20 protein-coding genes are annotated in these 25,294 nt (G+C 38.7%); 11 read left to right on the forward strand and 9 right to left on the reverse strand.

Annotation, left to right across the window (positions count from 1 at the left end):
* Positions 1-672: 672 nt before the first annotated feature.
* Positions 673-3,417, reverse strand: a complete 2,745-nt coding sequence (gene mutS, locus PVV65_RS00685; RefSeq protein WP_273788833.1) for a DNA mismatch repair protein MutS — start codon at positions 3,415-3,417, stop codon at positions 673-675.
* A 196-nt stretch (positions 3,418-3,613) separates the two neighbouring features.
* Between mutS and PVV65_RS00690 the strand changes: the two genes are divergently transcribed.
* Positions 3,614-5,914, forward strand: a complete 2,301-nt coding sequence (locus PVV65_RS00690; protein ID WP_273788834.1) for an NADP-dependent malic enzyme — start codon at positions 3,614-3,616, stop codon at positions 5,912-5,914.
* A 65-nt stretch (positions 5,915-5,979) separates the two neighbouring features.
* On the opposite strand, the gene secB is transcribed toward PVV65_RS00690, so the two are convergent.
* Both secB and PVV65_RS00700 read right to left on the reverse strand, forming a co-directional pair.
* The gene (gene secB / locus PVV65_RS00695) at positions 5,980-6,456 is read right to left on the reverse strand and encodes a protein-export chaperone SecB (protein WP_273788835.1); all 477 of its coding nucleotides are present in this window, start codon (positions 6,454-6,456) and stop codon (positions 5,980-5,982) included.
* 144 nt (positions 6,457-6,600) lie between these two features.
* Complete coding sequence (locus PVV65_RS00700) at positions 6,601-7,095, reverse strand: FxsA family protein (protein WP_273753874.1); 495 nt, start codon at positions 7,093-7,095, stop codon at positions 6,601-6,603.
* 171 nt (positions 7,096-7,266) lie between these two features.
* Here PVV65_RS00700 and PVV65_RS00705 point away from each other — a divergent pair, with 171 nt between their 5' ends.
* Positions 7,267-7,959, forward strand: a complete 693-nt coding sequence (locus tag PVV65_RS00705; protein ID WP_273788836.1) for a Tim44/TimA family putative adaptor protein — start codon at positions 7,267-7,269, stop codon at positions 7,957-7,959.
* A 46-nt stretch (positions 7,960-8,005) separates the two neighbouring features.
* Positions 8,006-8,596, forward strand: a complete 591-nt coding sequence (locus PVV65_RS00710) for a Smr/MutS family protein (RefSeq protein ID WP_273788837.1) — start codon at positions 8,006-8,008, stop codon at positions 8,594-8,596.
* Between the two features lie 929 nt (positions 8,597-9,525).
* Here PVV65_RS00710 and PVV65_RS00715 read toward each other — a convergent pair.
* Positions 9,526-10,056, reverse strand: coding sequence for a GcrA family cell cycle regulator (locus PVV65_RS00715; RefSeq protein ID WP_273788838.1), 531 nt, complete (start codon positions 10,054-10,056; stop codon positions 9,526-9,528).
* Positions 10,057-10,538: 482 nt separating this feature from the next.
* On the opposite strand from PVV65_RS00715, the gene PVV65_RS00720 reads away from it, so the two are divergent.
* From PVV65_RS00720 to PVV65_RS00730, 3 genes are read left to right on the forward strand one after another with little or no spacing between them, the layout of a single operon-like run.
* Positions 10,539-11,753 (forward strand): aspartate aminotransferase family protein, encoded by a 1,215-nt coding sequence (locus tag PVV65_RS00720; protein WP_273788860.1) that lies wholly within the window; start codon positions 10,539-10,541, stop codon positions 11,751-11,753.
* A complete protein-coding gene (argF, locus tag PVV65_RS00725) occupies positions 11,750-12,682 on the forward strand; it encodes an ornithine carbamoyltransferase (RefSeq protein ID WP_275065127.1) in 933 nt (310 codons plus the stop codon). The genes PVV65_RS00720 and argF overlap by 4 nt, the downstream gene beginning before the upstream one ends.
* Positions 12,683-12,721: 39 nt before the next feature.
* Positions 12,722-13,723 (forward strand): Hsp33 family molecular chaperone, encoded by a 1,002-nt coding sequence (locus tag PVV65_RS00730; protein WP_273788839.1) that lies wholly within the window; start codon positions 12,722-12,724, stop codon positions 13,721-13,723.
* Between the two features lie 390 nt (positions 13,724-14,113).
* On the opposite strand, the gene PVV65_RS00735 is transcribed toward PVV65_RS00730, so the two are convergent.
* The 5 genes from PVV65_RS00735 to ccmA are packed head-to-tail and all read right to left on the reverse strand — an operon-like array spanning position 14,114 to position 17,050.
* Entirely contained in the window at positions 14,114-14,722 is a 609-nt protein-coding gene (locus tag PVV65_RS00735) for a DsbE family thiol:disulfide interchange protein (protein WP_273788840.1), read from the reverse strand.
* A complete protein-coding gene (locus PVV65_RS00740; RefSeq protein WP_273753868.1) occupies positions 14,715-14,948 on the reverse strand; it encodes a hypothetical protein in 234 nt (77 codons plus the stop codon). Before PVV65_RS00740 ends, PVV65_RS00735 begins: the two co-directional genes overlap by 8 nt.
* Positions 14,936-15,715 (reverse strand): heme ABC transporter permease, encoded by a 780-nt coding sequence (locus PVV65_RS00745; RefSeq protein ID WP_273788841.1) that lies wholly within the window; start codon positions 15,713-15,715, stop codon positions 14,936-14,938. The genes PVV65_RS00740 and PVV65_RS00745 overlap by 13 nt, the downstream gene beginning before the upstream one ends.
* A 46-nt stretch (positions 15,716-15,761) precedes the next feature.
* Positions 15,762-16,427, reverse strand: coding sequence for a heme exporter protein CcmB (gene ccmB, locus PVV65_RS00750; RefSeq protein ID WP_273788842.1), 666 nt, complete (start codon positions 16,425-16,427; stop codon positions 15,762-15,764).
* Positions 16,428-16,438: 11 nt separating this feature from the next.
* Positions 16,439-17,050 carry a heme ABC exporter ATP-binding protein CcmA gene (gene ccmA, locus PVV65_RS00755; RefSeq protein ID WP_273788843.1) on the reverse strand — a complete coding sequence of 204 codons (612 nt, stop codon included), beginning with the start codon at positions 17,048-17,050 and terminating at the stop codon, positions 16,439-16,441.
* 296 nt (positions 17,051-17,346) lie between these two features.
* Here ccmA and acnA point away from each other — a divergent pair, with 296 nt between their 5' ends.
* The 5 genes from acnA (at position 17,347) to recF (ending at position 25,279) form a co-directional block, all read left to right on the forward strand.
* Positions 17,347-20,034: an aconitate hydratase AcnA gene (gene acnA, locus PVV65_RS00760; RefSeq protein ID WP_273788844.1), complete on the forward strand. Its 2,688-nt coding sequence runs from the start codon at positions 17,347-17,349 to the stop codon at positions 20,032-20,034.
* 241 nt (positions 20,035-20,275) lie between these two features.
* Entirely contained in the window at positions 20,276-20,542 is a 267-nt protein-coding gene (gene rpsT, locus PVV65_RS00765) for a 30S ribosomal protein S20 (RefSeq protein ID WP_012230450.1), read from the forward strand.
* Positions 20,543-21,243: 701 nt separating this feature from the next.
* Positions 21,244-22,815 (forward strand): chromosomal replication initiator protein DnaA, encoded by a 1,572-nt coding sequence (gene dnaA / locus PVV65_RS00770; RefSeq protein WP_273788845.1) that lies wholly within the window; start codon positions 21,244-21,246, stop codon positions 22,813-22,815.
* A gap of 188 nt (positions 22,816-23,003) precedes the next feature.
* A complete protein-coding gene (gene dnaN, locus PVV65_RS00775; protein ID WP_273788846.1) occupies positions 23,004-24,125 on the forward strand; it encodes a DNA polymerase III subunit beta in 1,122 nt (373 codons plus the stop codon).
* Positions 24,126-24,145: 20 nt separating this feature from the next.
* Positions 24,146-25,279, forward strand: coding sequence for a DNA replication/repair protein RecF (gene recF / locus PVV65_RS00780; protein ID WP_273788847.1), 1,134 nt, complete (start codon positions 24,146-24,148; stop codon positions 25,277-25,279).
* The last annotated feature ends 15 nt before the right edge of the window (positions 25,280-25,294 follow it).

Raw genomic sequence — 25,294 nt, forward strand, 5'->3', positions numbered from 1 at the left:
AATATTAAGTATTTTTTAGTGTGTGGGAATATTCTTAAAAGAAGCTTGTCAATTCTTTAGTTTTAGTGAATCATATGACTGAAATTCAAGGAAGAACTTCTAGAATCTGGTCTGAAAACAGCCCAGATTTAAGTGAGAATTTCCATTTTTGAGATGCGGGAAGGAGCTCAAAGGCTTTTTAGGAAAATCAAAAGCAGTAGGGTTTATTCATACGACGTATGTAAAAACAGTAAAAGAGTTCTTTATCGTTTAAAATGTCAACAAAATCTACGATCCATTATCTATGAATTTATTATGCAAAATTGGGTGGCATTCCAACACAGACAGCTTTAAACCAAAGCTGTTGCTATGATAATAATAATATTGATTGTAAAAAAAGTATGATTCATTAAATCTATTTATTCATAGGGGAGAGAAAATTTCATAACAATCTTTGCAAAAAAGGACTGTTTTGTAAAAAGAATCGATGTTAATTAATTTTTTGTATAAGAGCTAATCTTAATCTAAGAAAATATGAAAATGCACAGGGTTTTTCTCTCTATGCTTATCAAAATATGTTGCGCAGAAAAGTGATGAGGATACAGTAAACAACTACTTTATGCTAAAACATATCAAAAAGGGTACTTTAATTTGCTATTAAGAAAGTTTTTTAATAAAAGAGAATATCTATTTTTATAGGGGGTTATTTTTTTCAAGTTGTTTGAGATGATAAATTGTTTCTAAAGCTTGTTTAGGGGAAAGCTCATCGGGATGAATATTTTCTAAAGCTTCGTGAAGTACATCATGTTTGTTTCTTTCTTCGTTAAGGGGAGAGGTTGTTTTAAGAGAAAAGAGTGGTAAATCATCAATGAGTTTATGTCCTTTTCCAGCCATTTCACCTTGTTCTAATTGATGGAGGACATCTGTTGCTCGTGTAATAACGGCTGAAGGAAGCCCAGCAAGTTTTGCGACTTGTACACCATAGGATCGGTCAGCGGCTCCTGGTGTGACTTCATGAAGAAAAACCACATCACCATTCCAATTTTTAACTTTCATGGTTACATTGTGCAGTCTATCAAGTTTTTCGGTCAGTGCTGTCATTTCATGAAAATGGGTAGCGAGAATAGCACGACAGTGATTAACTTCATGGAGATATTCAACAGCAGCCCAAGCAATAGAAAGTCCATCAAAGGTTGATGTTCCACGTCCTATTTCATCGAGAATAACAAGAGAATGGTGACTTGCATGATTGAGAATCGTTGCCGTTTCAACCATTTCCATCATAAAGGTTGAGCGTCCCCGCGCAAGATCATCAGAAGCACCAACACGACTAAAGAGGCGATCAACGACGCCAATATGTGCTGAGGTTGCTGGAACAAAGGATCCCATTTGCGCCATAATAGCTATAAGAGCGTTCTGCCGTAAAAAGGTTGATTTTCCTCCCATATTAGGTCCTGTCAAAAGCCAGATTGCTGCATATTGCTGATTTTTTTGCGCAGAGAGATCACAATTATTGGCAACAAAGGGTTCTGCTGCTTGTTTGCGGAGTGCTTGCTCAACAACTGGATGGCGTCCTGCGGTGATATGGAAGGTCAGTGAATGATCAATTTTAGGGCGGCAATATCCTTGTTCTTCAGCAAGATGTGCTAAAGCGACAGAAACATCTAAAATAGCAAGTGCTTCAGCGGCTTTACGAATAAAATCAACTTGTTCGGTAATTTCCTGAACAAGCGTATCAAATATCTCTAGTTCAAGTGTCAAGGCGTGGTTGGCAGCATGGGCAATACGACTTTCAAGATCAGCAAGCTCTGTTGTTGTAAAGCGCATAGCATTTGCCATTGTTTGCCGGTGAATAAAGCGTGCTTTAGCTTGTGGGTTATTTGTAAGGGAAGATGCTTGTGTACTGGTGACTTCAATGAAATAGCCTAGAATATTATTATGCTTTATTTTAAGCGTCTTAATTTCTGTTTCTTGGGCATATTGCGCTTGAAGTTCAGCAATGACACGGCGTGATTCATCACGTAAAGCACGCATTTCATCGAGTTCTTGATGATAATTGGAACGAATAAAACCACCATCACGTTTAAGCAGTGGGAGATCATCAGCCAATGCTTGGTCTAAATGGCAATGTAAAGCAACGGGTAGATTTGAAAACACCTGTTGTATATCACTTATTTCTTGAGGCGGGAGCTCATTATTAAGAAGCTGATGAATTTCACGAATGATTTCAAAGCCGCGTTGAATCGTTGCCATATCACGGGGACCTCCTCGTCCAAGAGCCAAACGTGAAACGGCGCGGGGCATATCTGGGCCCCCTTTTAAAGTGAGCTTTATCGCTTCTGCAAGAGAAGGATTACGGAGAAAAAAATCGATAGAATCTAAACGCGTATCAATAGCAGAAGGGATGGTAAGAGGAGCAATAAGGCGATCAATGAGAAGGCGAGATCCTCCTCCTGTTACAGTGCGATCAATAGCTTTTAATAAGCTTCCATCCCGTTGACCTGATGTCGTTCGAATAAGCTCAAGGCTTAGTCTGGTTGCAGCATCAATAAAAAGGGTAGCACTTTCATTTTGGCGTTCAGGTTGCATGAGGGGGGGGCGATGCGTGATTTGTGTTTTTTCGATATAACGAATAGCAGCTACGATTGCAGAGAGTTCGCAGCGTGAATAATCGGCAACACCTTCCAGCGTTGAGAGTTTAAAATAAGTGCAAATATCTCGTTCAGCGGTGAGGGTATCAAAGAGACAAGCCGGTTGAGGTGAAACGATACGATCAAGAACATTAAAAAGTGATTTATGCGATTTATCATGAAAAAAGGAATCAGCAACAATGATTTCTTGTGGGTCTACACGCATAATATCTGCTAAAAGTTTTTCTTGGCGGCTTTCTGTTACACGAAATATGCCTGTTGAGATATCAATCCAAGAAAGAGCAAATTCTTCTCTATCGCCAGTTTTTATCCGAGAAAGTGTCATCAGATAATTTGCGCGTGTTGGATCAAGGAGTTTTTCTTCTGTTATCGTTCCAGGGGTTACAAGGCGAACAACATCACGCCGAACAACAGATTTAGAGCCACGTTTCTTTGCTTCAGCAGGATCTTCTGTTTGTTCACAAACAGCAACGCGATAACCACAAGCAATTAGTTTTTGCAAATAATCGTCTGCAGCATGAACGGGAACACCACACATAGGAATATCTTGCCCTAAATGTTTTCCGCGTGCTGTGAGCGTGATTCCTAAAGCTTGAGCAGCTTCAATTGCATCCTTAAAAAATAATTCATAAAAATCCCCCATTCGGTAAAAAAGAAGGCAATCATGATGGACGGCTTTGATTTCTATGTATTGCTCCATCATAGGTGTAAGACGTTCTGAAGAGGAAGCAGAGAGGGAATCAGGCTGTGGAATTAAATTATTTTTATGGTCGTTTTTTTTATCCATTTTTACGTAGCCTCTTCCCTTTCAGTGAAGCTTTTACTCTTTTTTGTTTACTTCGATATTTATTTATCTCTAAATTGAAACGCATCGTCAGATTTGCTAAGGCAAAGAATAGCGATTTCTAACATATGAATCAAATCGAATGATTATATGCATTATCAAGCAGAATTTACACTGTTTTTGGAGAAAATAAAGTGAGATGAAAAAGAGCGAGCAGGATCAGAAAATGTATCAAACGGTTTACAGTGCGAGCGAACGAGAAGCTCTTGATTTTCATAGTCGTGGTCGGCCAGGAAAGCTTGAGATTGTTGCAACAAAGTCTATGGCAACACAGCATGATTTAGCCCTTGCCTATTCCCCAGGTGTTGCGGTTCCAGTTAAGGCAATTGCTCAAAATTCAGCATTGGCTTATGATTATACAGCAAAGGGCAATCTTGTTGCTGTTATATCAAATGGAACAGCTATTCTAGGTTTAGGCAATTTAGGTGCGCTTGCATCTAAGCCTGTGATGGAAGGTAAGGCAGTGCTTTTTAAGCGCTTTGCTGATATTGATTCCATTGATTTAGAAATTGATACAAACGATCCAGAGAATTTTATCAATTTGGTGCGCCATTTAGAACCTTCTTTTGGCGGCATCAATCTTGAAGATATTAAGGCACCTGAGTGCTTTATGATTGAAAGTCGCTTACGCGAGGTAATGAATATTCCTGTTTTTCATGACGATCAACATGGTACAGCAATTATTGTCGCTGCTGGTGTGCTCAATGCTTTGAAGCTAACAGGACGTGATATGCAAAATGCGCGGCTTGTCTGTAATGGTGCTGGTTCTGCCGGCATTGCTTGTATCGAATTGATTAAGGCGATGGGATTTAGAGCAGAAAATATCATCCTATGTGATACCAAAGGTGTTGTCTATGAAGGGCGCAAAGAGGGAATGAATCAATGGAAATCTGCTCATGCTATCCGAACCGATAAACGAACGCTTGCCGAAGCAATGGAAGGGGCAGATATATTTTTCGGGGTTTCTGCTAAAGGTGCATTGACTCCTGAAATGGTGAAGTCCATGGCACCGAAGCCGATTATTTTTGCTATGGCTAATCCCGATCCAGAAATTACCCCAGAAGAAGTTATGCAAGTGCGTAATGATGCCATTGTTGCGACTGGTCGTTCGGATTATCCAAATCAGATTAACAATGTTCTTTGTTTTCCTTATATATTTCGTGGTGCGCTTGATGTGCGTGCAACCGTTATTAATGAAGATATGAAGATTGCTGCGGCAAGGGCCCTTGCTAATTTAGCCCATGAAGAAGTTCCTGACAGTGTTGCAGAAGCTTATCATGGAAAGCGGTTGAAATTTGGACCGAATTATATCATTCCTGTTCCTTTTGATCCACGTTTGTTTACGGTTGTTTCAATCGCGGTAGCAAAAGCAGCGATGAAAAGCGGTGTTGCGCAAAAGAACATAGATGATTTAGAGGCTTATGAGCGCGATTTGAATGCGAGACGTGACCCTACTTCTTCAATGATGCGTGGGATTTATAACCATGTTCGTCAAGCGCCAAAACAAATTGTTTTTGCAGAAGGTGAAGAGGAGCAAGTCATGCGGGCTGCTGTTTCCTATGTTCATCAACAATTAGGAAAAGCGATTTTGGTTGGTCGTGAAGAGCAAGTAAGAGAAACGGCTTTTACCGCTGGAATTGATCTGGAGCGTGAAGGTATCTCAATTATGAATGCTAAGCTTTCCTGTCGTACAGATGCTTATGCAAATTATCTTTATAAAAAGATGCAGCGTCAAGGCTGGCTGTTGCGCGATTGTCATCGCCGTATCAATAATGATCGAAATTATTTTGCTGCGTGTATGGTGGCATTAGGAGATGCGGATGCAATGGTTACAGGGGTGACACGCAATTATGAAACAGCGCTGGTTGATATACGTCGGGCAATTGATGAAAAACCAAAAGAACGACTGATTGGTATTTCAATGGCTATTTGCCGTGGACGAACTGTGTTTATTGCGGATACTGCCGTTTATGAAAATCCTAATGCTAAAGAACTAGCGGATATAGCGGAACAAACCGCTTCGTTTGTGCGTGGATTTGGATGTCAACCAAGGGTTGCGTTTTTAGCGTTTTCTACGTTTGGTTATATGAAAGGGAATGTCACACAGCAAATTCAGGATGCAATTAATATTTTGCATGAACGCAAAGTTGATTTTGAGTTTGATGGAGAAATGAGTGCTGATGTAGCGCTTAATTCAAAATTGATGCAGCAATATCCATTTATGGGATTAACAGAGCCTGCTAATATTTTGGTTATGCCTAGCTATCACGCATCTTCTATTGCAAGCAAAATGTTACAAGAACTTGGAGAAGCAACCATCATCGGTCCTATTTTAATTGGATTGGAAAAATCTGTTCAAATTGTACCGTTTAGTGGAAGCGATACAGATGTTGTCAATATTGCAATGCTTGCAGCTTATCATGCGGCAAAAGTCATTTAAAGAAAAAAGCCCTTAATAGATCAATAATATATTAAAGGGCTTTATGATAGCAAAAGAACAAATTTTTAAGAAGGCTGTTTTTGATTGTCTTTTTGTTCTTCAGCGAGACGCTTTTGAAAGAGAGCTGCAAAATCAATAGGATCAATCCACAAAGGTGGAAAACCACCATTTTGAGTAGCATTAGATATAATTTGGCGCGCAAATGGAAATAAAAGACGGGGACATTCAATAAAGACCAGAGGCATAACATGTTCTTGTGGAATGTTTTTCAGGTGAAAAACTCCTCCGTAAATCAGTTCTACATGAAATAAAGTTTCAGTATTATCATTGGCTTTGACGGAGAGAGATAAAACGACATCATAATTGTCATCACCAATCGGGTTAGCATTGACATTAATATTGATATCAATTTGTGGTGATTTTTCACGCGTACGCAATGAATGGGGAGCACCTGGGTTTTCGAATGATAAATCTTTTAAATATTGCGTTAATACAGCAAAAACCGGCTCTCCGCCACTGTTGTTCATTTCACCTTCGGCCATACGACGAACCTCTCTCATTATAATTATGTATATTTATTTCAGATCTAAAAATCGAATTGGTTATCATGCCTTGCTAAAGGTTGCAAGGAACGCGCGCTTTATCTTGACTATTTTTTTCGTTTGTTGCAGATTTTTTAGGCAAATTCACTGATTATCATCATTTTTGCGCCATGGGGATTCTGTCGTATCATGAATTTTGTAATCTGCAGCGTTAAGATCAATTATTTTTTCAGAATTATTTTTTCTTTTCATATTGGAATTCAACGTATTTTTTAATGATGAAAAGAAATGCCAAGCAAAAGAGCGAATTGGTTTAATAAGAAGTAATATCCCCAAGAGATCTGTTACAAAACCGGGGAGAATAAGCAAAATTGCACTAAACATGATGCAAGCATCATGAATAATATTGTTTTCTAATGTGCGTCCTTGGATAAGTTCACTTTGTATGTTTTTTAAAAGGCTAAGACCTTGAATTCGCAATAAAATAACCCCAATTATGGTTGTGAGAACAACCAAACTCAAAGTTGCCAAAATGCCAATTGCTTGACCAACAAAGATAAAACCAGCAATCTCAATTAACAGAATACAGAGAAATATAACGATAAAAAAACGAGGATTTATAGAATAAAGTTTTATCACATGAAAAATTCCTTCTGGATGAGTAGGGGAGAAGTTCTTAAGAGCATTCCTTATATAAAATTTATAAAAATATTTGAATGGTAGGATTCCCTATTTTACATATTTATTGATAAATGATATTGACTGCAATGTTTTATTACAAACTTAAAGCTTTGGAGATTGACCGCGCCCATGGAATTTGACGTTATACTTGTTATCGCTCTTGTTGTTGTGGTTGTTATTTTTGTGCAACTCCGTAGTGTATTAGGGAAGCGAATTGGGTTTGAAAAGCCTCCCTTTGATCCTTATTCACGTCGTTCTGAAAAACGAGCTGATCCAGAAACGACGGATAATATTGTTTCGTTCCCTCATCAAAAAAATTTACAAAAAGACGATTTTAGTGAAATTGATGAGATTGCACCAGAGGGGAGTATTTTGAATGAAAATTTGCGCGCACTGCGTAGAATTGATCCTCATTTTTCTCCTCAATCTTTTATAAAAGGTGTGCAAATTGCTTATGAGATGATTGTAACAGCTTTTGCCAAAGGTGATCGCAGTCAACTGAAAAGCTTGCTTTGTCAGGATGTTTTTGAAAGCTTTTGTTCTGCTATTGAACAACGAGAAAAAAACAAAGAAAGAATAGAGTTTACTTTTGTTGGAATTAATAAAATAGAGCTTGTTGCGGCGGCAATGCAAGAAAAGGATGAACTTTTAACGGTACGTATTATCAGTGAGATGATTTCTGTTACTTATAATGAACAGGGTGAGCGTATAGACGGTGATACCGATGCTATTATAGAAATTAAGGATATTTGGACGTTTGTTCGTAATAGCCTATCATCGGACCCAAACTGGAAGCTTTTCGCTACAGAAGATGAAAATTAAAGTACCTTTTCTTCCATAAGTACTCAATAATTTATGAGAAATTGAAATGTCCTTAAGTGAATGGAGACAAAAAAGAGATTTATTAACTTCACAAGATCGCCTTTTATGGGAGAAGGTTTGTCGCACAATAACACCGCTTCATGATAAGAGGCTCTCTTCTATATCAGAAAATATTGCAAATATTAATGATAAAAAACAGTGCATAACTCAAGCTCCTCTAGGGGGGCAGGAAAATCAACAACGCTCAACAATTATTAAAAAAGAAAAGAGAGCCGTTACACAAACGCATAAGATTCATTTCTTTGATCATGTTGCACATCGTAAAATTGCCCAAGGTCGTTATCCTCTTGAGGCGCGTCTTGATCTTCACGGTTATATGCAGGAAGAAGCTTATTTTTTCTTAAAAAAATTTCTACAATCCTCTCAACAGAGTGGATTGCGTTATGTTCTTGTTATTACAGGAAAAGGTCGATCTATTGGGAGTGATGGAGCTTTGTATAGATTTGTTCCGTATTGGTTATCAACATCAGCTTTTCGATATTATGTTCATGCGTTTGAGCAAGCAGCACGTCAGCATGGCGGTGAAGGTGCGCTTTATGTTTGGTTGCGTCGTTTTGTGTCGGGAAAAGGAATGTGATACTATCTGTATTCGTTTCAGGTTGAATATTTATTTTAAAAGATCTCGTATATTATAGATCATAGAAGAGGCATGATAAAAGGGTCTTGAATACAACATTTCCTTATTTTAATTTTTTATAAAGAATTACAAAGATTATTCGTCTTACGCACTACACATTGCATCATGCTTTTATTTATCGCGTGTCTTTTTGGTCCATGCTCTTCATGAAAAACAAAATGCTTAAAGTAGAATACACTTGTGTTGCATATTCATGAGCTTATTTTAGAGAAATATCTCTTAATAATTTCAAGCTTATTCTGTAATAGAGTGCATAAAATAGTGATCTCCATGAAGCGTATAAAATTGATTATATACCTTCATCTTTACGCTTAATAAAAAAAGTGTAAGCCACACGATCACACATTTTTCTAGCCCCTAATATTGCAAAACTCTTGGAACTTGAGAGGGGTTATCGGCGGCATGCTTTTTTTAAAAGTGTTTTTACTCTGCATAGGCTCCCTTCGCACATGACGTGCAAACCAAAGGTTTTGATTGCTTCAATATAAGAGAGCTTAAAATAAGAGAGATATATTTGTGGATTTCACTCAGGTTGCTAAACGATAAATTATTTTTGTAAAACAAAACATTACGCTATTATAACATAAAGAATAAAAATATGATAGATTGAGAAATCTGCATTATTCAAAAGATATTGCTATAGATAGTTTTAAAAGCTGTACAATTAAATTAAAGAGAATCGTGAAAATAAAAAACGTAGATTTATAACACACGGCCGCGCAGTAGCACTAAAAGATACAATTTCGTTGAATATTTTCATGAAGAAACGTTCTCATTCATTAAAAACCTCATTAAATCTCTTTCTCATAATAACTCTATCATTAAAATTTTATCATGAGGCGCAGAATATAAAATTATATCGGCGGATATTATACCCTTATTCGCCGTCTTTCAGATATTGGTTGAAATGCTAATTTAGCATGAAAGGCACAATAGGGACTATTTTCATCAGAATCAGCACCACAAAAATGAAAATCGGCTGATAATGGATCGCCAACCGGCCATCTACATGTATTTTCACTCAATTGTAGCAGATTAAGTTGCCGTGATATAGGCACCACTACATTAGATTTTGGAGGCATATCAACTTCTTTGACATCTTCTGCTACAAACTCTGTCTTTAAAGTTGTTTCTTCAACGTTGACAGATGATGTGTTTATTGGCGATACTGTCGCTGTGTTGCGACGCACACGTGGAGATGATGGGCTGCTTGCGGGAGTTTTTTGCGCGCGTGTATTTCCCTGTGCTGTCTTGCCACGTCCTGGCAACTTCAATCGATGCACTTTGCCGATGACTGCATTTCTGCTGACCCCACCTAATTGAGCGGCAATTTGACTTGCACTTAACCCTTCACTCCAGAGCTTTTTAAGAAGCTCAACGCGTTCACATGTCCAACCCATATCAGCACTCCATTCCGATTACGTCACTGAGATGCTTCCCCTTTGCATCTTCAAATGTTTTAATAATGTTCTCAATGCACTAAATGAAAGAATTTTACACTCTAAGTGAGCATAAAAAAATCATTCAACCTGCGGAACTTACAAATCAAAACACATTATCTTGCTTAAACTATAGTGTAAGTTACAATATGCACTCACTCTATGACAAGAGTCTTTGCCTCTCAAAGAGTTTATTTAGAATGTTTTCCCCAACTTGCAAATCAATCATAGGTTAAACGTCCACTTTTGTTTAAGGCTTTTCCCCAAAATGCTTATTTGTAGAACCTTCATTGACTTTTTTTCAATTGGTGTAATGATCTATTCCATGTAATCATTAATCGAGTGAAATGTTTAAAGCACTTTAATGAAATGCATCATGTTATTTTATTTGTAGTATTGCTTTGTATATATCTTGAAAAGATTAAAAGATAAAGGGAATTATGATGGATGCCATCTCTATACAACCACTTTATGAATGCTTTGCACGACGAAATTTGCATTTTAAACAGGGGCATGGTGTATGGCTTATTTCCGATAAAGGAGAACATTATCTCGATTTTACATCTGGCATTGCTGTTAATGCATTAGGGTATGCCCATCCTAAATTGGTTAATACGCTCAAAAGACAAGCTGAAACACTTTGGCATGTTTCCAATCTTTTTCAGTCTCCTGAACAAACAGCTTTTGCCAGGCGACTTTGTACAAACAGTTTTGCGGATAAGGTTTTTTTCTGTAATTCAGGCACTGAAGCATTGGAATGTGCCTTTAAAACGGCACGTCATTATTACTATGCTGCTGGTCATCCAGCACGCACTGAAATAATTACTTTTGAAGGGGCATTCCATGGACGGACACTTGCATCACTTGCTGCGACTGGGCATGAAAAATATCTTGAAGGCTTTGGACCTAAAGTCGGTGGATTTATTCAAGTCCCTTTTTGTGATGAAATTGCTTTGCGTAACGCTATTAATAAAAATACCGCCGCTATTCTGATTGAACCCATTCAAGGAGAAGGAGGAATACGAACGGTTTCCTATGAATATTTAAGATTTTTGCGTAAAATATGCGATGATAATGATCTATTGTTGATTTTTGATGAAGTCCAAACGGGCATAGGACGAACTGGAAAGCTTTTTGCTTATGAATGGAGTGGTGTTACACCTGATATTCTTACTCTCGCAAAAGGATTAGGAGGTGGCTTTCCCTTAGGGGCTTGCCTTGCAACGGATAAAGCTGCAAAAAGTATGACGCCTGGGACCCATGGTTCAACCTTTGGAGGAAATCTTCTGGGGATGGCTGTAGGAAATAGTGTTCTTGATATTCTGTTAGAGCCAAGTTTTCTGACCCATGTTCAGCGCATGGGGGATAAACTAAAAAGTGGACTTTTGCACATTCTCAATATCTATCCTGATATTATCTGCGCAGTTCATGGGATGGGCCTAATGGTGGGCATGAAGTGTGTCGTACCTTCAAATCTTGTCGTTAATGTTTTGGAAAATGAATATCTCTTAAGTGTTGCTGCCAACAATAATGTTGTACGCTTATTGCCTCCTCTTATCATCAAGAAAGAAGAAATAGATGAAAGCTTGAATCGTATTGAAAAAGCAATTTCTTATCTTTCGCAAATCAATAAAGAAGGACAAATATTATACACATGACAAATGCTCTTCGTCACTTCACGGACTTATCAATTTTAACGCCAGCAATGGCACGCGCACTGATTGATTATGCAAAAACACTTAAAGCATCTTTTAAGGTAGGGAAAAGTTTAAAACCTTTTATAGGAAAAACACTTGCGATGATTTTTGAAAAACCATCCACAAGAACCCGTATTTCATTCGATATCAGTATGCGCCAACTTGGGGGAGACACAATCATGCTCACGGGGTCAGAGATGCAGCTTGGTTATAGTGAGACCATAGCTGATACGGCGCGCGTTTTATCCCGTTTTGTAGATATCGTGATATTGCGAACAACAAAACATCAACGTATGCTTGAATTGGCACAATATGCACAAATTCCTGTCATTAATGCCCTTACAGATGATACACATCCTTGCCAAATTCTAGCAGATATCCTAACCTATGAGGAACATCGAGGGCCAATTGCAGGCAAAATATTTGCATGGGTGGGGGACGGTAATAATGTGCTCCATTCCTTAATTGAGGCTGCAGCTCTTTTTGGTTTTCATTTGCGCATTGCTACTCCAAAGGGTAGTGAACCACAAGAGCAATTCATACATTGGGCACGTAAGTGGGGTGCACATCTTATGCTAACGCATAATCCTCAAAAAGCAGCTCAAGATGCTGATTGTATTATGACTGATACATGGGTTTCCATGGGGCAAGAATTTCGTGCTCGCAGTCATTCCATTTTTCAGCCTTATCAAGTCAATGAAGCTCTCATGAAATTAGCAAAACCTGATGCTCTTTTTATGCATTGCCTTCCAGCTCATCGTGGTGAAGAGGTTGTTGATACTGTGATTGATGGACCGCACTCAGTTGTTTTCGATGAAGCTGAAAATCGTCTTCACGTTCAAAAAGCAATTCTTTCTTGGTGTTTACAAGATGCATTTTTCTCTTCATAAGAGCGTCTCTACAACAAATTATAATAAAAGGTAAAGCCCATGAGTGAACAAGCTAAAGATGATGCCTCTCTCAACGACATCTCTTTGCATGAAGAGGATACTGTTATTCCCTTTCAAGTCGAAGAACTTGATATTCGCGGACGTGTTGTACAACTTGGGGAAACTTTAAATTCTATTCTTAACAGACATCAATACCCTGAATCGGTTTCTTATCTTTTGGCCGAAGCTTTGCTTGTAACTGTTCTACTTGGAACTTCTCTAAAGCTTACGGGCAAGTTTATTTTACAAACCCATTCCGATGGACCGGTTAATATGCTGGTGTGCGATTTTTCTCCTCCTTCCAGTTTACGGGGATATGCTCGTTTTAATAAAGAACAGCTTAAACAAGCCATAGATAATGATCAAATCTCTTCAGAAGCCCTTTTAGGAAAGGGTACTTTAGCTTTCACGATTGATCAAGGCCCTCACATGCAACCCTATCAAGGAATAGTTGCATTAGATGGATCAAATTTACAAGAAGCTGCTCGTACTTATTTTGATCAATCAGAGCAAATTTCTACAGATATCCGTTTGGCTGTTGCTATATTAATCAATCGTGACAACCAAGGAAAACCTCAGAAAAGCTGGCGAGCTGGAGGTATTTTGACTCAATTTTTGCCTCAAGCATCGTCCCATCATCGAATAGATGACCTTCATCAAAAGCGAGAAGAAACAAAAGACCAAACCCAATTAGATAACCAATGGCAAGAAGCTAAAATACTCATGGCAACGATTGAAAGTTCAGAATTAACAGATCCTCAAGTCGGGAGTAAACGGCTCTTATTCCGTCTTTTTCATGAACAAGGTGTGAGAGTTTTTAATCCGTTTTCTCTTGTCGACCAATGTTCTTGCTCGCGTGAAAAAATTAAAGGAATGCTGGAAAGCTTTCCCAGTGATGAACGAAATGAAATGGTTAAAAATAAATATATTTCAGTCACATGCGAATTTTGCTCGAAAGTGTATCGTTTTACACTGCAAGAATTTTTGGAAGAAAAAATATAATCAACTTCATAAAAATAATGATTGCAACAAAAACCCATTTTATTCGCGCTATAAAAACCTAAAGCATAAACTCATATGAATCTCTTGAATATTTTTTTCTTAGCATTTTTTGATGTATACCAATGATCTTTCTGTTGAAATCATTATTCACTGGATATGCTTTTTAAAAAAGAGTGCCTTGTAAAAGATATTTTCTGCTCTGGAAAGGGCTTCTTTTTTATTTTTCAATTTAAAAAGCTGTTCATTATACTTATATTAAAAATGCACAAAAAGGTATTTTTAACCTTTTCTTAGCTGTTTTCTTGATTCGGGATAAAAGGATTTGAAAAAAATCTCATAGTATTCGGTGTTTTCATTTCATAGAGAGAAGTGGTAAATTATATTTATAGATCAATATGTTGATACTTTATTTTCTTCTATTACGATTGCTTGTTCAATTTTGGGGAGAATTTTTTTTTGATAAATTTTCCATGTTAGGGGGCCAACATGTTTAGCGATAATGATGCTCTCTTTATTCAAGAGAAAGGTTTCTGGTGGTCCATATACCCCCCAGTCAATAGCTGTATATCCTAAAGCATCAAAGCCAATCAATTTAAAAGGATTACCAAAAAGATTTAAAAAGCGCAGTGCGTTTGCTTTGTTATCCTTATAATTAATACCAATCAGATCAAAACGTTTATCTTGTGCAATTTTCATAAGAAGAGGATGTTCTTCGCGACAGGGTAAACACCAAGACCCCCAAAAATTGATCAATGTGACACGTCCTTTAAACTGTTTTGAATGAAGATAACTGTCCTTATTAAGAAGAGGAAGGTGTATCTCGGGGGCTGGTTTTCCAGCCAATGCATTTGGAAGAAGAGAAGGGTCTTGCGGGTATTTTTTATGCATAAAGTTGAAAAAAAACACCATGAGAAGAAGAAAAAGCACAAATGGTCCAAAAAGAACAAAGAAAACAGGCAAAGATATATTTTTTTTAAGTTTTGGAGGAACGTTATTCATTATATTTTTCTTTTTTTGAAAGCTCTTTTTTGTTTAGCTGCTGGAGAGTGTTTTTTTGGTATAGGGCTTTGCAAAGAATATAGCCAATAAGACAGAGTAGGGATATTGCAGAAAGCGTATAGCTTAAAACAACAATTTGCTTGTGTTTAAGGGTACCAAGGAAAAAATCGATTTTCTGAGATAAGTTTCCTAAAAGTCCGCTGTGGATGCCATTTAGGTCAAGCATGATGAAGAGTCCTGTTGTTGTGCACGACGGGATTTTTTAATCTGAAGTATTTTGATATAACGGCTATTGATTTCATTTCGCATAGCCATCAAATAGAGCGCAATAAACATGAAGATGAAACAAAATAACATGGTTATAAGAGGCCATAACATAGCATTGTCGATTGTTGGTCCTCCAGCACGTAATAAGGAGGCTGGTTGATGTAATGTATTCCACCAATTCACGGAAAACTTAATAATAGGGATATTAACAAAGCCAACAAGGGTAAGAATTGAAGTCGCGCGAGCGGCTTTTACTTGATTGTCAAAAGCACGTCCAAGCAAGATAATGGCAAGGTAGATAAAAAGCAGAATTAAAACCGATGTTAACCGTGCATCCCATACCCACCATGTTCCCCATGTAGGGCGCCCCCAAAGCGCTCCCGTCATGAGGGCCAAGGCAGTAAAAATTGCTCCAATGGGCGCCCCACATTTGAGAGCTATATCAGCAAGATGATATTTCCAAATCAAATTTCCTAATGCTGCTGCACTCATCGTTATATAACAGAATGTAGACAACCACGCAAAAGGGACATGAAGGTACATAATCTTAACAGTCATACCCTGTTGATAGTCGTCTGGTGAATGCATCACGAAAATAAGCCCTAAGATCAGAAGACATAACGTTATGCTGGCGAGCCATGGTAAAATGATTTTGCTTATTTTCATAAAACGGGCAAAACTTATAGGGAGTGACCTCATTTTATATGCGGGCGATAATTCATTCATGAAATTCATAATAAGGGGAATTTTTCTATGCGGCAATCATCTTTTATTATTCTGATAAAAGCTTGAGCGTTAGAGAGGCAACAAAAGAGCTAAAGAGACTCAAAGAAAGTGAAAAAGCGCTAAGAAGAGCCAAGGAAGTAAGAAAAGAGGCATTTGGATTTGTTGGCGCTGTCGCCGCTGAAACGCCAAAAATCATAACTGGAATGATCCACGGCAAGATAATGATGAAAATAAGAAGCGTGCTATGTAACAATGAGCTTGCAAGTGCTGCTCCTATGGCGCCAATAAAAATAATAGCTGGTGTTCCGCATAAAAGGGTAAGTATTGTTGTACAAGTTATCGTGATATCTAAGTGGAGCATGAGGGCTAAAATAGGCGTGGTAAAAATGAGAGGAAGCATCGTTCCTACCCAATGGGCGATGCATTTAGTAAAGACGATCAGCATAAAACTTTGTCTTTGTCCTGAAAGGATAAATTGGTCGAGATTGCCATCATCGCGATCGATTTGAAAAAGTTTGTTCAGATTAAGAAGTCCTGCGAGAAGGGCCCCAAACCACAATATCCCTGGACCTATTTGTGCAAGAATTTTTGGATCTGGTCCAATGGCAAAGGGGGTTATAATTACAACAGCGATGAAAAACAATAATCCTGTTAGCGAAGAGGTTTGTGACGTTAAGAGTAGTTTAAGATCACGCCAGAACAGTGCTTTCATATTCTGCTCTCCTAGAGAGGTAAAAATTTTTCCAGAGCGATTGTATGGTTTTCTGGAAGACCTAAGGAATTATGGGTGGCGGCGATAATCATACCCCCTTGATTGAGATGACGTTGAAAAATACGAGCAAGACGTTTTTGAGCATAGCTATCAAGTCCTGATATTGGTTCATCTAAAACCCAAATAGGACGATAGGAAAGCAAAAGACGAGCAAGAGCGATACGCCTTTGTTGCCCAGTTGACAGAGCGTTAAAAGGTAAATATTCAAGATCAGCAAGGCCAATATCGGTAAGGGCTTCATAGGGGGAGTACAGAGGTTGACCATAAAACTCTGCCCAAAATTGTAAATTATCAATGACAGATAAGAAGGGTTTCATGGCATTTTGAGACCCGAGATAATGACACGCAGTTGTAATAGGGTATCTTTGTTCATCGTCTTTAAGTATGATATGGCCTTCAGCAGCTTCAATAAGACCGACAATGATTCGCAGTAATGTAGATTTTCCGATACCATTTGGTCCAGTGATTGTCATCAGTTGCTGTGGAAATAAACAAAAAGAAAGATCTTGGAACAGAATTTCTCCGTTTCTGTAAGCCGCTAAATCTTTGCCTGATAACACCATGTGACTGCCTATTTTTATATTTCCCTATTCTTTATTGCATTATTGCATAAAAAAACACGTTTTTTTATGCAATTGTCCCTAGAATAGTTCTAGAAATAGTTCTATAAGGGATACGTTACATCAAGATCTGGTGTAGAATGGTTTTTGGCGCTGATTTCCGCATTTACCTATAAAAGGTGGAGGGGGAAATGGATGGCGGAGGTAATTGCGTCTGCGCTCAAGCTGCGACCTTGACTCGTAGTTTGTGTTGTTCATTCCTGGAAATTGGGTGGTTTATAGTATGAGGGTGGACAGTCATGACTCACATTGATAGCTTTAATTGTCGCAGAACGTTAAAGGTTGGTGGCAAAGAATATACTTATTATAGCTTAATCGAAGCGGAGAAGAATGGACTTGAAGGCATTTCGCATTTACCGTTTTCGATGAAAGTTATTCTCGAAAATTTATTGCGCTTTGAAGATGGGCGCACAGTTAAAAAAGAAGACATCCTCAATGTTTCTAAGTGGTTAAGCGACAAAGGGAGCGCAGGGGCAGAAATCGCCTACCGTCCTGCACGTGTTCTTATGCAAGATTTTACGGGTGTTCCGGCGGTTGTTGATCTTTCTGCAATGCGTGATGCTATGGTCAAACTTGGTGGGAACGCTGAAAAAATTAACCCTCTCATACCTGTTGATCTTGTTATTGATCACTCAGTTATTGTTGATGATTTTGGCACTCCTACGGCTTTTAAGGAAAATGTTGAGCATGAATATGAACGCAATGGTGAGCGTTATCGTTTTCTGAAATGGGGGCAACAAGCCTTTCAAAATTTTCGTGTTGTTCCTCCAGGAACAGGGATTTGTCATCAGGTTAATCTCGAATATTTAGCACAATGTGTGTGGATGAAGAATGAAGAGGGGGATGAGACGGTTTATCCGGATACCTGTGTGGGAACTGATTCGCATACGACGATGGTCAATGGTTTGGGGGTTTTAGGTTGGGGTGTTGGCGGCATTGAAGCCGAAGCGGCAATGTTGGGCCAACCCGTCTCTATGTTGTTACCTGAAGTAATTGGTTTTCGCCTAACAGGAAAACTTAAAGAAGGTGTCACAGCCACCGATCTCGTATTAACGGTAACTCAAATACTCCGGCAGAAGGGTGTTGTTGGTAAATTTGTTGAATTTTTTGGCCCTGGTTTGGAGCATATGACCCTTGCTGATCGGGCGACGATTGGGAATATGGCTCCTGAATATGGAGCAACCTGTGGTTTTTTCCCAATTGATAAGGAGACAGTGCGTTATCTCAACATGACAGGGCGTGATGAAAATCGGATTGCCTTAGTTGAAGCTTACTCCAAAGCACAAGGGATGTGGCATGACGAAAGGGTGGCCCATCCCGTTTTTAGCGATACCATTGAATTAGATATGGGAACAGTTGTTCCTTCTATGGCTGGTCCTAAACGTCCGGAAGGGCGTATTGCATTGGAAAATGTTGGGCAAGGTTTTGGGAAGGCATTGGTTGAAGATTATAAGAAAACTTCAGGACAAGATGAGCATTATCCGGTTGAAGGTGAAGAATATACGCTTAGTCATGGTGATGTGGTGATCGCTGCGATTACTTCCTGTACAAATACATCGAATCCAAGTGTTCTTATTGCAGCAGGTCTTTTGGCACGAAATGCTGTAGCAAAAGGTCTAAAAAGCAAACCATGGGTAAAAACTTCTCTTGCACCTGGTTCACAAGTTGTTGAAGCTTACCTTAAAAATTCGGGTCTGCAAAAAGATTTAGATGCATTAGGATTTAATTTAGTAGGGTTTGGGTGCACAACATGTATTGGGAATTCTGGTCCTTTGCATCCAGCTATTTCCAAAACGATTAATGACAATGGTGTTATTGCTGCTGCAGTTCTTTCAGGAAATCGTAATTTTGAAGGGCGTGTCTCTCCTGATGTGCAAGCAAATTATTTAGCTTCACCCCCGTTAGTTGTTGCGCATGCACTTGTCGGGACGGTGTGTAAAGATTTAACCAAAGAACCTCTTGGTGAAGATTTAGATGGTCAACCGGTTTACTTGAGAGATATTTGGCCAACTTCTCAAGAAATACAGGCGTTTATCGAAGAAAATGTCACACGTAAGGTTTTTGCTGAAAAGTATGCTGATGTCTTTAAAGGTGATGAAAATTGGCAAAAAGTTCAGATCCCTACGGGGGCTACCTATTCTTGGGATGAGCAATCCACCTATGTTCGTAATCCACCATATTTCGATGATATGCAGAAAACACCAGATATTTTATCAGATATTAAGGGGGCACGAATTTTAGGTTTGTTTGGTGATAAAATCACGACAGATCATATTTCTCCCGCTGGTTCTATTAAGGCCGCTTCTCCTGCTGGAAAGTATTTAATGGATCATGGTGTTAACGTCGCTGATTTTAATCAATATGGGACACGCCGTGGGAATCATGAAGTTATGGTTCGTGGGACCTTTGCCAATATTCGCATTCGTAATTTCATGTTAGGAGAAAATGGTCGAGAAGGCGGTTATACGATTCATTATCCCTCAGCAGTAGAACAAACCATTTACGATGCAGCAATGACGTATAAAAAAGAAGGTATTCCGCTCGTTGTTTTTGCGGGTATTGAATATGGCAATGGATCATCACGTGATTGGGCCGCCAAGGGGACTAATCTTCTTGGTATCAAAGCAGTGATTGTACAATCTTTTGAAAGGATTCATCGCTCTAATCTTGTTGGTATGGGTATTGTTCCTTTTGTCTTTGAGGAGGGGCTAAGTTGGAAGTCTTTAGGCTTAAAGGGCGATGAAAAGGTAACGATTGAGGGTATTCATAACTTGAAACCTCGTCAAAAGACCGTAGCAAAAATTACTTTTTCTGATGGTACGGTAAAAACCGTTCCATTATTATGCCGTGTTGACACTGAAGATGAGCTAGATTATTTGCATCATGGTGGAATTTTGCAATATGTCTTGCGTAAGCTAGCTGTTTAAATGCTGTTGTTCGTTGAGGAATATCTTTAAACGATTAAGCTATAAAGTTGCGGATCAAAGATTTGTCTTCGTTTTTTTATGTCTGTCTTTGAAAATTTAATTGACGTTGGCTTTGACATTGAGCTATAAGCCACATGAGTTATAAGCAGCTTTATAGTTTTGCTTGGGTTAGGTTTGTTTACATTGGTAGAGTTGGTATTGAGACTCATTTTACCAAGGTGTTGAAAGAGAGATTATATTTATGGCGAATACACCTTCTGCTCGAAAAGCGGTGCGCAAGGTTGCAGCACGCACACAGGTTAATAAGGCCCGCCGTTCACGCGTTCGTACTTTTATGCGTAAGTTTGATGATGCTCTAGCAGGGGGCGATAAAGCATCAGCAGAAATTGCATTTAAGAATTTTGAGCCTGAGATTATGCGTGCGGTTTCTAAAGGTGTTTTTCATAAAAATACTGCTGCGAGGAAAGTATCACGTTTAGCGAAGCGTTTGAAGGCTCTCAGCGTTTAAGATTTTTCTATTTTATTAAGAATCAAGCCAGTATCCGTAAAGGTGCTGGCTTTTTATTTGTTATTTTAAAAATTTTCTATTGAAAACAAGAATCGACAGCGATTCTCCTCTTGAAATAAGGGGAGAAAGTTTATAGGGGGAGTATGGTTATCCACAAGCTTTGTCGATTTTTACAGAGTCTTTTTTGTCAAGCATTTTATTTTTTTTTTTTTAATCTGAAGGGATTCTTTAATGCTTGGTAAATTCAGAAAAAAAAATGAATTGAATCAATTATTTTTCTCATTCCTCATTGAAATAAGCATTTTTTGGGAGCTTTTGATTTTATTTTGACCTCTTGCATTTTACCTCTGCTGTTTTGTATGGTTCTTATGAAGACTAAAAAGCATGAAGGGGTCACATCAGCGCATTATCCTATATTTTGTTGAATATAAAATCTTTGGTTTAGGCTTTTTAAAAGCTTTTGTGTTGGGTAGATTTTTTGATGGTTTTTTAGTTCTCTTAGTTGGTATGTTTACCATTTTAGAAGGGTGGGTCATATCATGAGTGCAAGTAAATCTTATTGGTCATCTTTATTAGTGGGGTTGTGATGAGGCTATCCTAGGGGAGGATGAGTAATCTTATTTGGGGTAGGGCGTTTTGCCTTCGCTAGGTTTATTTTAGCTGTTTGGCAGGACAAAATTTTATTTTTATCAGGATGGAAGATGGTGGATAAATTGAACTCTAAAGCTAGTTCCTTTAAAAGGGTTTCGGTGAATATCCTGTCGGCAGAGAACATAATAAAGAATAGAGTGGCAGAGAGTAATGGGGTTGTTTGTAGAAATGCTTCTATAGGGCATTCTATTGTTTCAGAAGAGGAGGGTGCGGCGGCTTTTATACGTGTTATGGCACAATTAAAGGCGCAGGTTGGTGTTGAGGCTTATACCAGTTGGTTTGGTCGTGTGAAACTTGCTGAGTATAGTCATACTCTTGTAAAACTTTCTGTTCCTACAGCTTTTTTACGTTCATGGATTAATAATCACTATGGTTCTCTTTTGACTCATTTATGGAAACAAGAGAACTCAGCAATTCTTCGTGTTGAAGTTATCGTTCGCGGTATGGAGCGGGTTTCAAGAGATGTTGTTTGTAAAACAAGTGCGCCTTCTGTTGTGCTGGAGGAGCCGGCAACCTCATCTTTTGTTGAGAATTGTGTAGAGCATTCAGTCAAAAGTTCTCAAGCGGGAGTTTTTGGATCTCCGCTTGATTCTCGCTATACTTTTGAAAGTTTTGTTGAGGGGGCGTCTAATCGTGTTGCTTTAGCGGCAGCACGTTCAATAGCAGAGGGGCATAAAAGTGCTTTGCGTTTTAATCCTCTTTTTATTCACGCGTCTGTTGGTTTAGGAAAAACACATTTGCTTCAAGCAATTGCCGCTTCTGCATTGAAGCGTTTAACATCTGCGCGTGTTATTTATTTAACTGCTGAATATTTTATGTGGCGTTTTGCAACAGCTATTCGTGATAATGATGCTCTTTCTTTTAAAGAACAGCTTCGCGATATCGACCTTTTAATTATTGATGATATGCAGTTTTTGCAGGGCAAGTCGATACAACATGAATTTTGCCATTTACTTAATATGTTGCTTGATAGTGCAAAACAGGTTGTTGTCGCTGCAGATCGTCCACCAGCGGAATTAGAATCGCTTGATCTTCGCGTTCGGTCTCGTCTTCAGGGAGGAGTTGCCCTTGAAATTGAGGCACCAGACTATGAAATGCGTTTGCAAATGTTGCGCCAGCGGTTGAAGGTGGCACAGAAAGATGATAGCATGATATCAATTTCTGATGATGTTTTGGAATATATTGCGAAAACGGTTTTAGGATCAGGGCGCGATATTGAAGGCGCGTTTAACCAGCTCTTATTTCGTCAATCTTTTGAGTCTGATTTATCTTTAGAACGGATTGATGAATTATTAGGTCATTTGACACGTCCAGGTGAACCTAAGCGCATTCGGATTGAAGAAATTCAGCGTACGGTAGCACGCCATTATAATGTTTCCAAACAGGATTTGTTGTCTAATCGTCGAACACGTACGATTGTGAAGCCACGGCAGGTTGCAATGTATTTAGCGAAAGTATTAACGCCTCGCTCGTTGCCAGAAATAGGACGCCGTTTTGGTGGGCGTGATCATACAACGGTTTTACACGCTGTGCGTAAAATTGAAGATTTGGTTTGTGGTGATCAGACCTTAGCCAAGGAACTTGAATTACTGAAACGGTTAATTGGAGAACAGGCTGTATAGCATTTATTATTTCTTTCTTTGAAGAGATTTTAAGAGATTTAATGAAAGGATTTGTTTTTTCTCATGCAGGAGTGACTTGCCATTTTAAAAGAGGTTTAATAAACTCTAGCAGGCGATTCTTTAAAAAGGATCTGTTATTTTAATTCTAAGGAATTTTTATCGTTTTTGCTAAATCATATGGGGCTTTTATGCGCATTACAGTGGATCGCAATCAATTTCTTAAGTCTCTTGGTCGTGTTCACCGTGTGGTTGAGCGCCGTAATACTATTCCTATTTTGTCAAATGTTCTAATTGATGCAGAAGATAGTTGTGTGCAGTTAAAAACAACAGATCTTGACTTAGAGGTTACGGAATCTTTTACAGTCAATGTTGAACAGGCAGGAGCAACAACTGTTCCGGCACATTTGCTTTATGATATCATTCGTAAACTTCCTGATGACAATGAAATTGTATTATCTGTTGATGAGAGCCAAGCGAATACAATGTCCGTTGTTTCGGGTTGTGCGCATTTTCAGCTTCAATGTCTTCCGAAAGCAGATTTTCCAGAGTCTCTTCCTGGGCAATTTGGTTATCGCTTTTCTCTATCAGCATCAGGGTTGAAACATTTACTTGATTGTACACAATTTGCCATTTCGACTGAAGAAACCCGCTATTATCTTAATGGTATTTACTTCCATGTTATTCATGATGATGTTTTTAAACTGCGTTTGGTGGCGACGGATGGTCATCGTTTAGCACAAGTTGAGATGGAGGCTCCTTCAGGGGTTGAGGGAATGCCCGGTGTTATTGTTCCTCGTAAAGCTGTAGGAGAGTTGCAAAAACTTCTTTCAGAAGAAAATGATGGTGAGGTATATATAGAGCTTTCAGAAACAAAGATTCGTTTTTCTGTAGGTTCTGTGATTTTTACGTCAAAGTTAATTGATGGAACATTTCCAGATTATCAACGTGTTATTCCTCTTGGAAATGATAAAGAATTAGTTGTTAATCGGCAGGATTTTTCTTCTGCTGTTGATCGCGTTTCAACAATTTCAAGTGATCGGGGACGTGCAGTTAAGTTAACAATTGAGCATGGACAGTTAAGGCTTGTTGTGAATAGTCCTGATTCAGGTAGTGCGGAGGATCAATTATCTGTAACTTACACATCTGCACCACTTGAGATAGGGTTTAATTCACGTTATCTTTTGGATATTGCAGGGCAGCTTTCAAGCGATGAAATGGTTTTTATGTTGGCTGAAGCTGGAGCGCCAGCTTTGATTCGTGATAATGATGATGCGGATGTGCTCTATGTGCTGATGCCTATTCGCGTTTAGGGGCAATTGTTTTGCAATGCATGGTAAGTTATGTGCATAAAGTGGCTGTGAGGCAGCTAAAGCTTTTACGTTATCGCAATTATTCTTTTTTTAATATTCATTTTTCGGGACAGCATGTGGTTTTCACGGGGCATAATGGTGCTGGCAAGACGAATCTTTTAGAGGCATTATCTTTTCTTTCGCCGGGTCGTGGTTTGCGACGGGCTGCGTATTCTGATGTTAGCTTTATAGATGGAGGAGGTGAAGGATTTGTTGTCTTTGCATGTCTTGAATGTGCTCTTTATGGTGAAGTAAAGATTGGTACAGCTTTAGAGGTTAGCGATAACAGTCGAAAGGTCCATATTAATGGTGTGAATGAGTCAAGTGATTGCTTAACAGATTACTGTCATATTAGTATCTTAACCCCCTCTATGGATGGTCTTTTTACAGGTCCTTCGCTTGAGCGCCGTCGTTTTTTGGATCGTATGGTTTTGGCGATTGATCCTTTGCATAGTCGCCGCATAGCCGATTATGATAGGGCGATGCGTGCACGTAATCGTTTGTTTTTAGATGGCAGTGAAGATTATGCTTGGTTTGATGCTTTAGAAAAGCAGATGGCAGAATTGGGGACAGCTATTTCTGCGGCGCGTATTGATGTTATTCGGCTTTTAAATGACATGTTTACACAAATGCCATCACAGATACCTTTTCCGCGGGCTTTTTTGCAAATTGATGGTTTTTTGGAAACAGCTTTAAAGAAACTATCAGCCACTGAAGTTGAAGAGCAATTTTGCGATCGCTTGCAGCGTAATCGTGCAATGGATCGTGCGGCTGGGCGGACATTAGAGGGACCACATCGCACAGATTTACAAGTTTTTTATGCGGATAAAAATAAAGTAGCAACATCTTGTTCAACAGGTGAACAAAAAGCGCTGTTGACAGGTTTGGTTTTGTGTCATGCACGTTTAACAGGTATGATATCGGAAAGGGCTCCCATCCTTCTTCTTGATGAGATGGCTGCTCATCTTGATTCACATCGACGTGCAGCTTTATTTGATATTCTTGATGATTTAGCTGTGCAAACATTTATGACAGGAACAGATCGTCTTTTATTTGATGATTTAAAAGGACGTGCAGATTTTTTTGAGATTAAGGATGGCGCTTTATTACTGTAAAAACATGCTAAATAT

The organism is Bartonella sp. ML70XJBT (assembly GCF_028618425.1).
Lineage (GTDB): Bacteria > Pseudomonadota > Alphaproteobacteria > Rhizobiales > Rhizobiaceae > Bartonella.

What these genes read in the sequence shown, in the direction of transcription:
- recF (WP_273788847.1), top strand. Translation starts at nt 24,146, where the DNA reads ATGGTAAGTTATGTGCATAAAGTGGCTGTGAGGCAGCTAAAGCTTTTA.
- PVV65_RS00735 (WP_273788840.1), bottom strand. Translation starts at nt 14,722, where the DNA reads ATGAATAACGTTCCTCCAAAACTTAAAAAAAATATATCTTTGCCTGTT.
- PVV65_RS00740 (WP_273753868.1), bottom strand. Translation starts at nt 14,948, where the DNA reads ATGCTTGACCTAAATGGCATCCACAGCGGACTTTTAGGAAACTTATCT.
- secB (WP_273788835.1), bottom strand. Translation starts at nt 6,456, where the DNA reads ATGGCCGAAGGTGAAATGAACAACAGTGGCGGAGAGCCGGTTTTTGCT.
- acnA (WP_273788844.1), top strand. Translation starts at nt 17,347, where the DNA reads ATGACTCACATTGATAGCTTTAATTGTCGCAGAACGTTAAAGGTTGGT.
- dnaA (WP_273788845.1), top strand. Translation starts at nt 21,244, where the DNA reads ATGGTGGATAAATTGAACTCTAAAGCTAGTTCCTTTAAAAGGGTTTCG.
- argF (WP_275065127.1), top strand. Translation starts at nt 11,750, where the DNA reads ATGACAAATGCTCTTCGTCACTTCACGGACTTATCAATTTTAACGCCA.
- dnaN (WP_273788846.1), top strand. Translation starts at nt 23,004, where the DNA reads ATGCGCATTACAGTGGATCGCAATCAATTTCTTAAGTCTCTTGGTCGT.
- PVV65_RS00745 (WP_273788841.1), bottom strand. Translation starts at nt 15,715, where the DNA reads ATGAATGAATTATCGCCCGCATATAAAATGAGGTCACTCCCTATAAGT.
- ccmB (WP_273788842.1), bottom strand. Translation starts at nt 16,427, where the DNA reads ATGAAAGCACTGTTCTGGCGTGATCTTAAACTACTCTTAACGTCACAA.
- rpsT (WP_012230450.1), top strand. Translation starts at nt 20,276, where the DNA reads ATGGCGAATACACCTTCTGCTCGAAAAGCGGTGCGCAAGGTTGCAGCA.
- ccmA (WP_273788843.1), bottom strand. Translation starts at nt 17,050, where the DNA reads ATGGTGTTATCAGGCAAAGATTTAGCGGCTTACAGAAACGGAGAAATT.
- PVV65_RS00720 (WP_273788860.1), top strand. Translation starts at nt 10,539, where the DNA reads ATGGATGCCATCTCTATACAACCACTTTATGAATGCTTTGCACGACGA.
- PVV65_RS00715 (WP_273788838.1), bottom strand. Translation starts at nt 10,056, where the DNA reads ATGGGTTGGACATGTGAACGCGTTGAGCTTCTTAAAAAGCTCTGGAGT.
- PVV65_RS00690 (WP_273788834.1), top strand. Translation starts at nt 3,614, where the DNA reads ATGAAAAAGAGCGAGCAGGATCAGAAAATGTATCAAACGGTTTACAGT.
- PVV65_RS00710 (WP_273788837.1), top strand. Translation starts at nt 8,006, where the DNA reads ATGTCCTTAAGTGAATGGAGACAAAAAAGAGATTTATTAACTTCACAA.
- PVV65_RS00730 (WP_273788839.1), top strand. Translation starts at nt 12,722, where the DNA reads ATGAGTGAACAAGCTAAAGATGATGCCTCTCTCAACGACATCTCTTTG.
- PVV65_RS00705 (WP_273788836.1), top strand. Translation starts at nt 7,267, where the DNA reads ATGGAATTTGACGTTATACTTGTTATCGCTCTTGTTGTTGTGGTTGTT.
- mutS (WP_273788833.1), bottom strand. Translation starts at nt 3,417, where the DNA reads ATGGATAAAAAAAACGACCATAAAAATAATTTAATTCCACAGCCTGAT.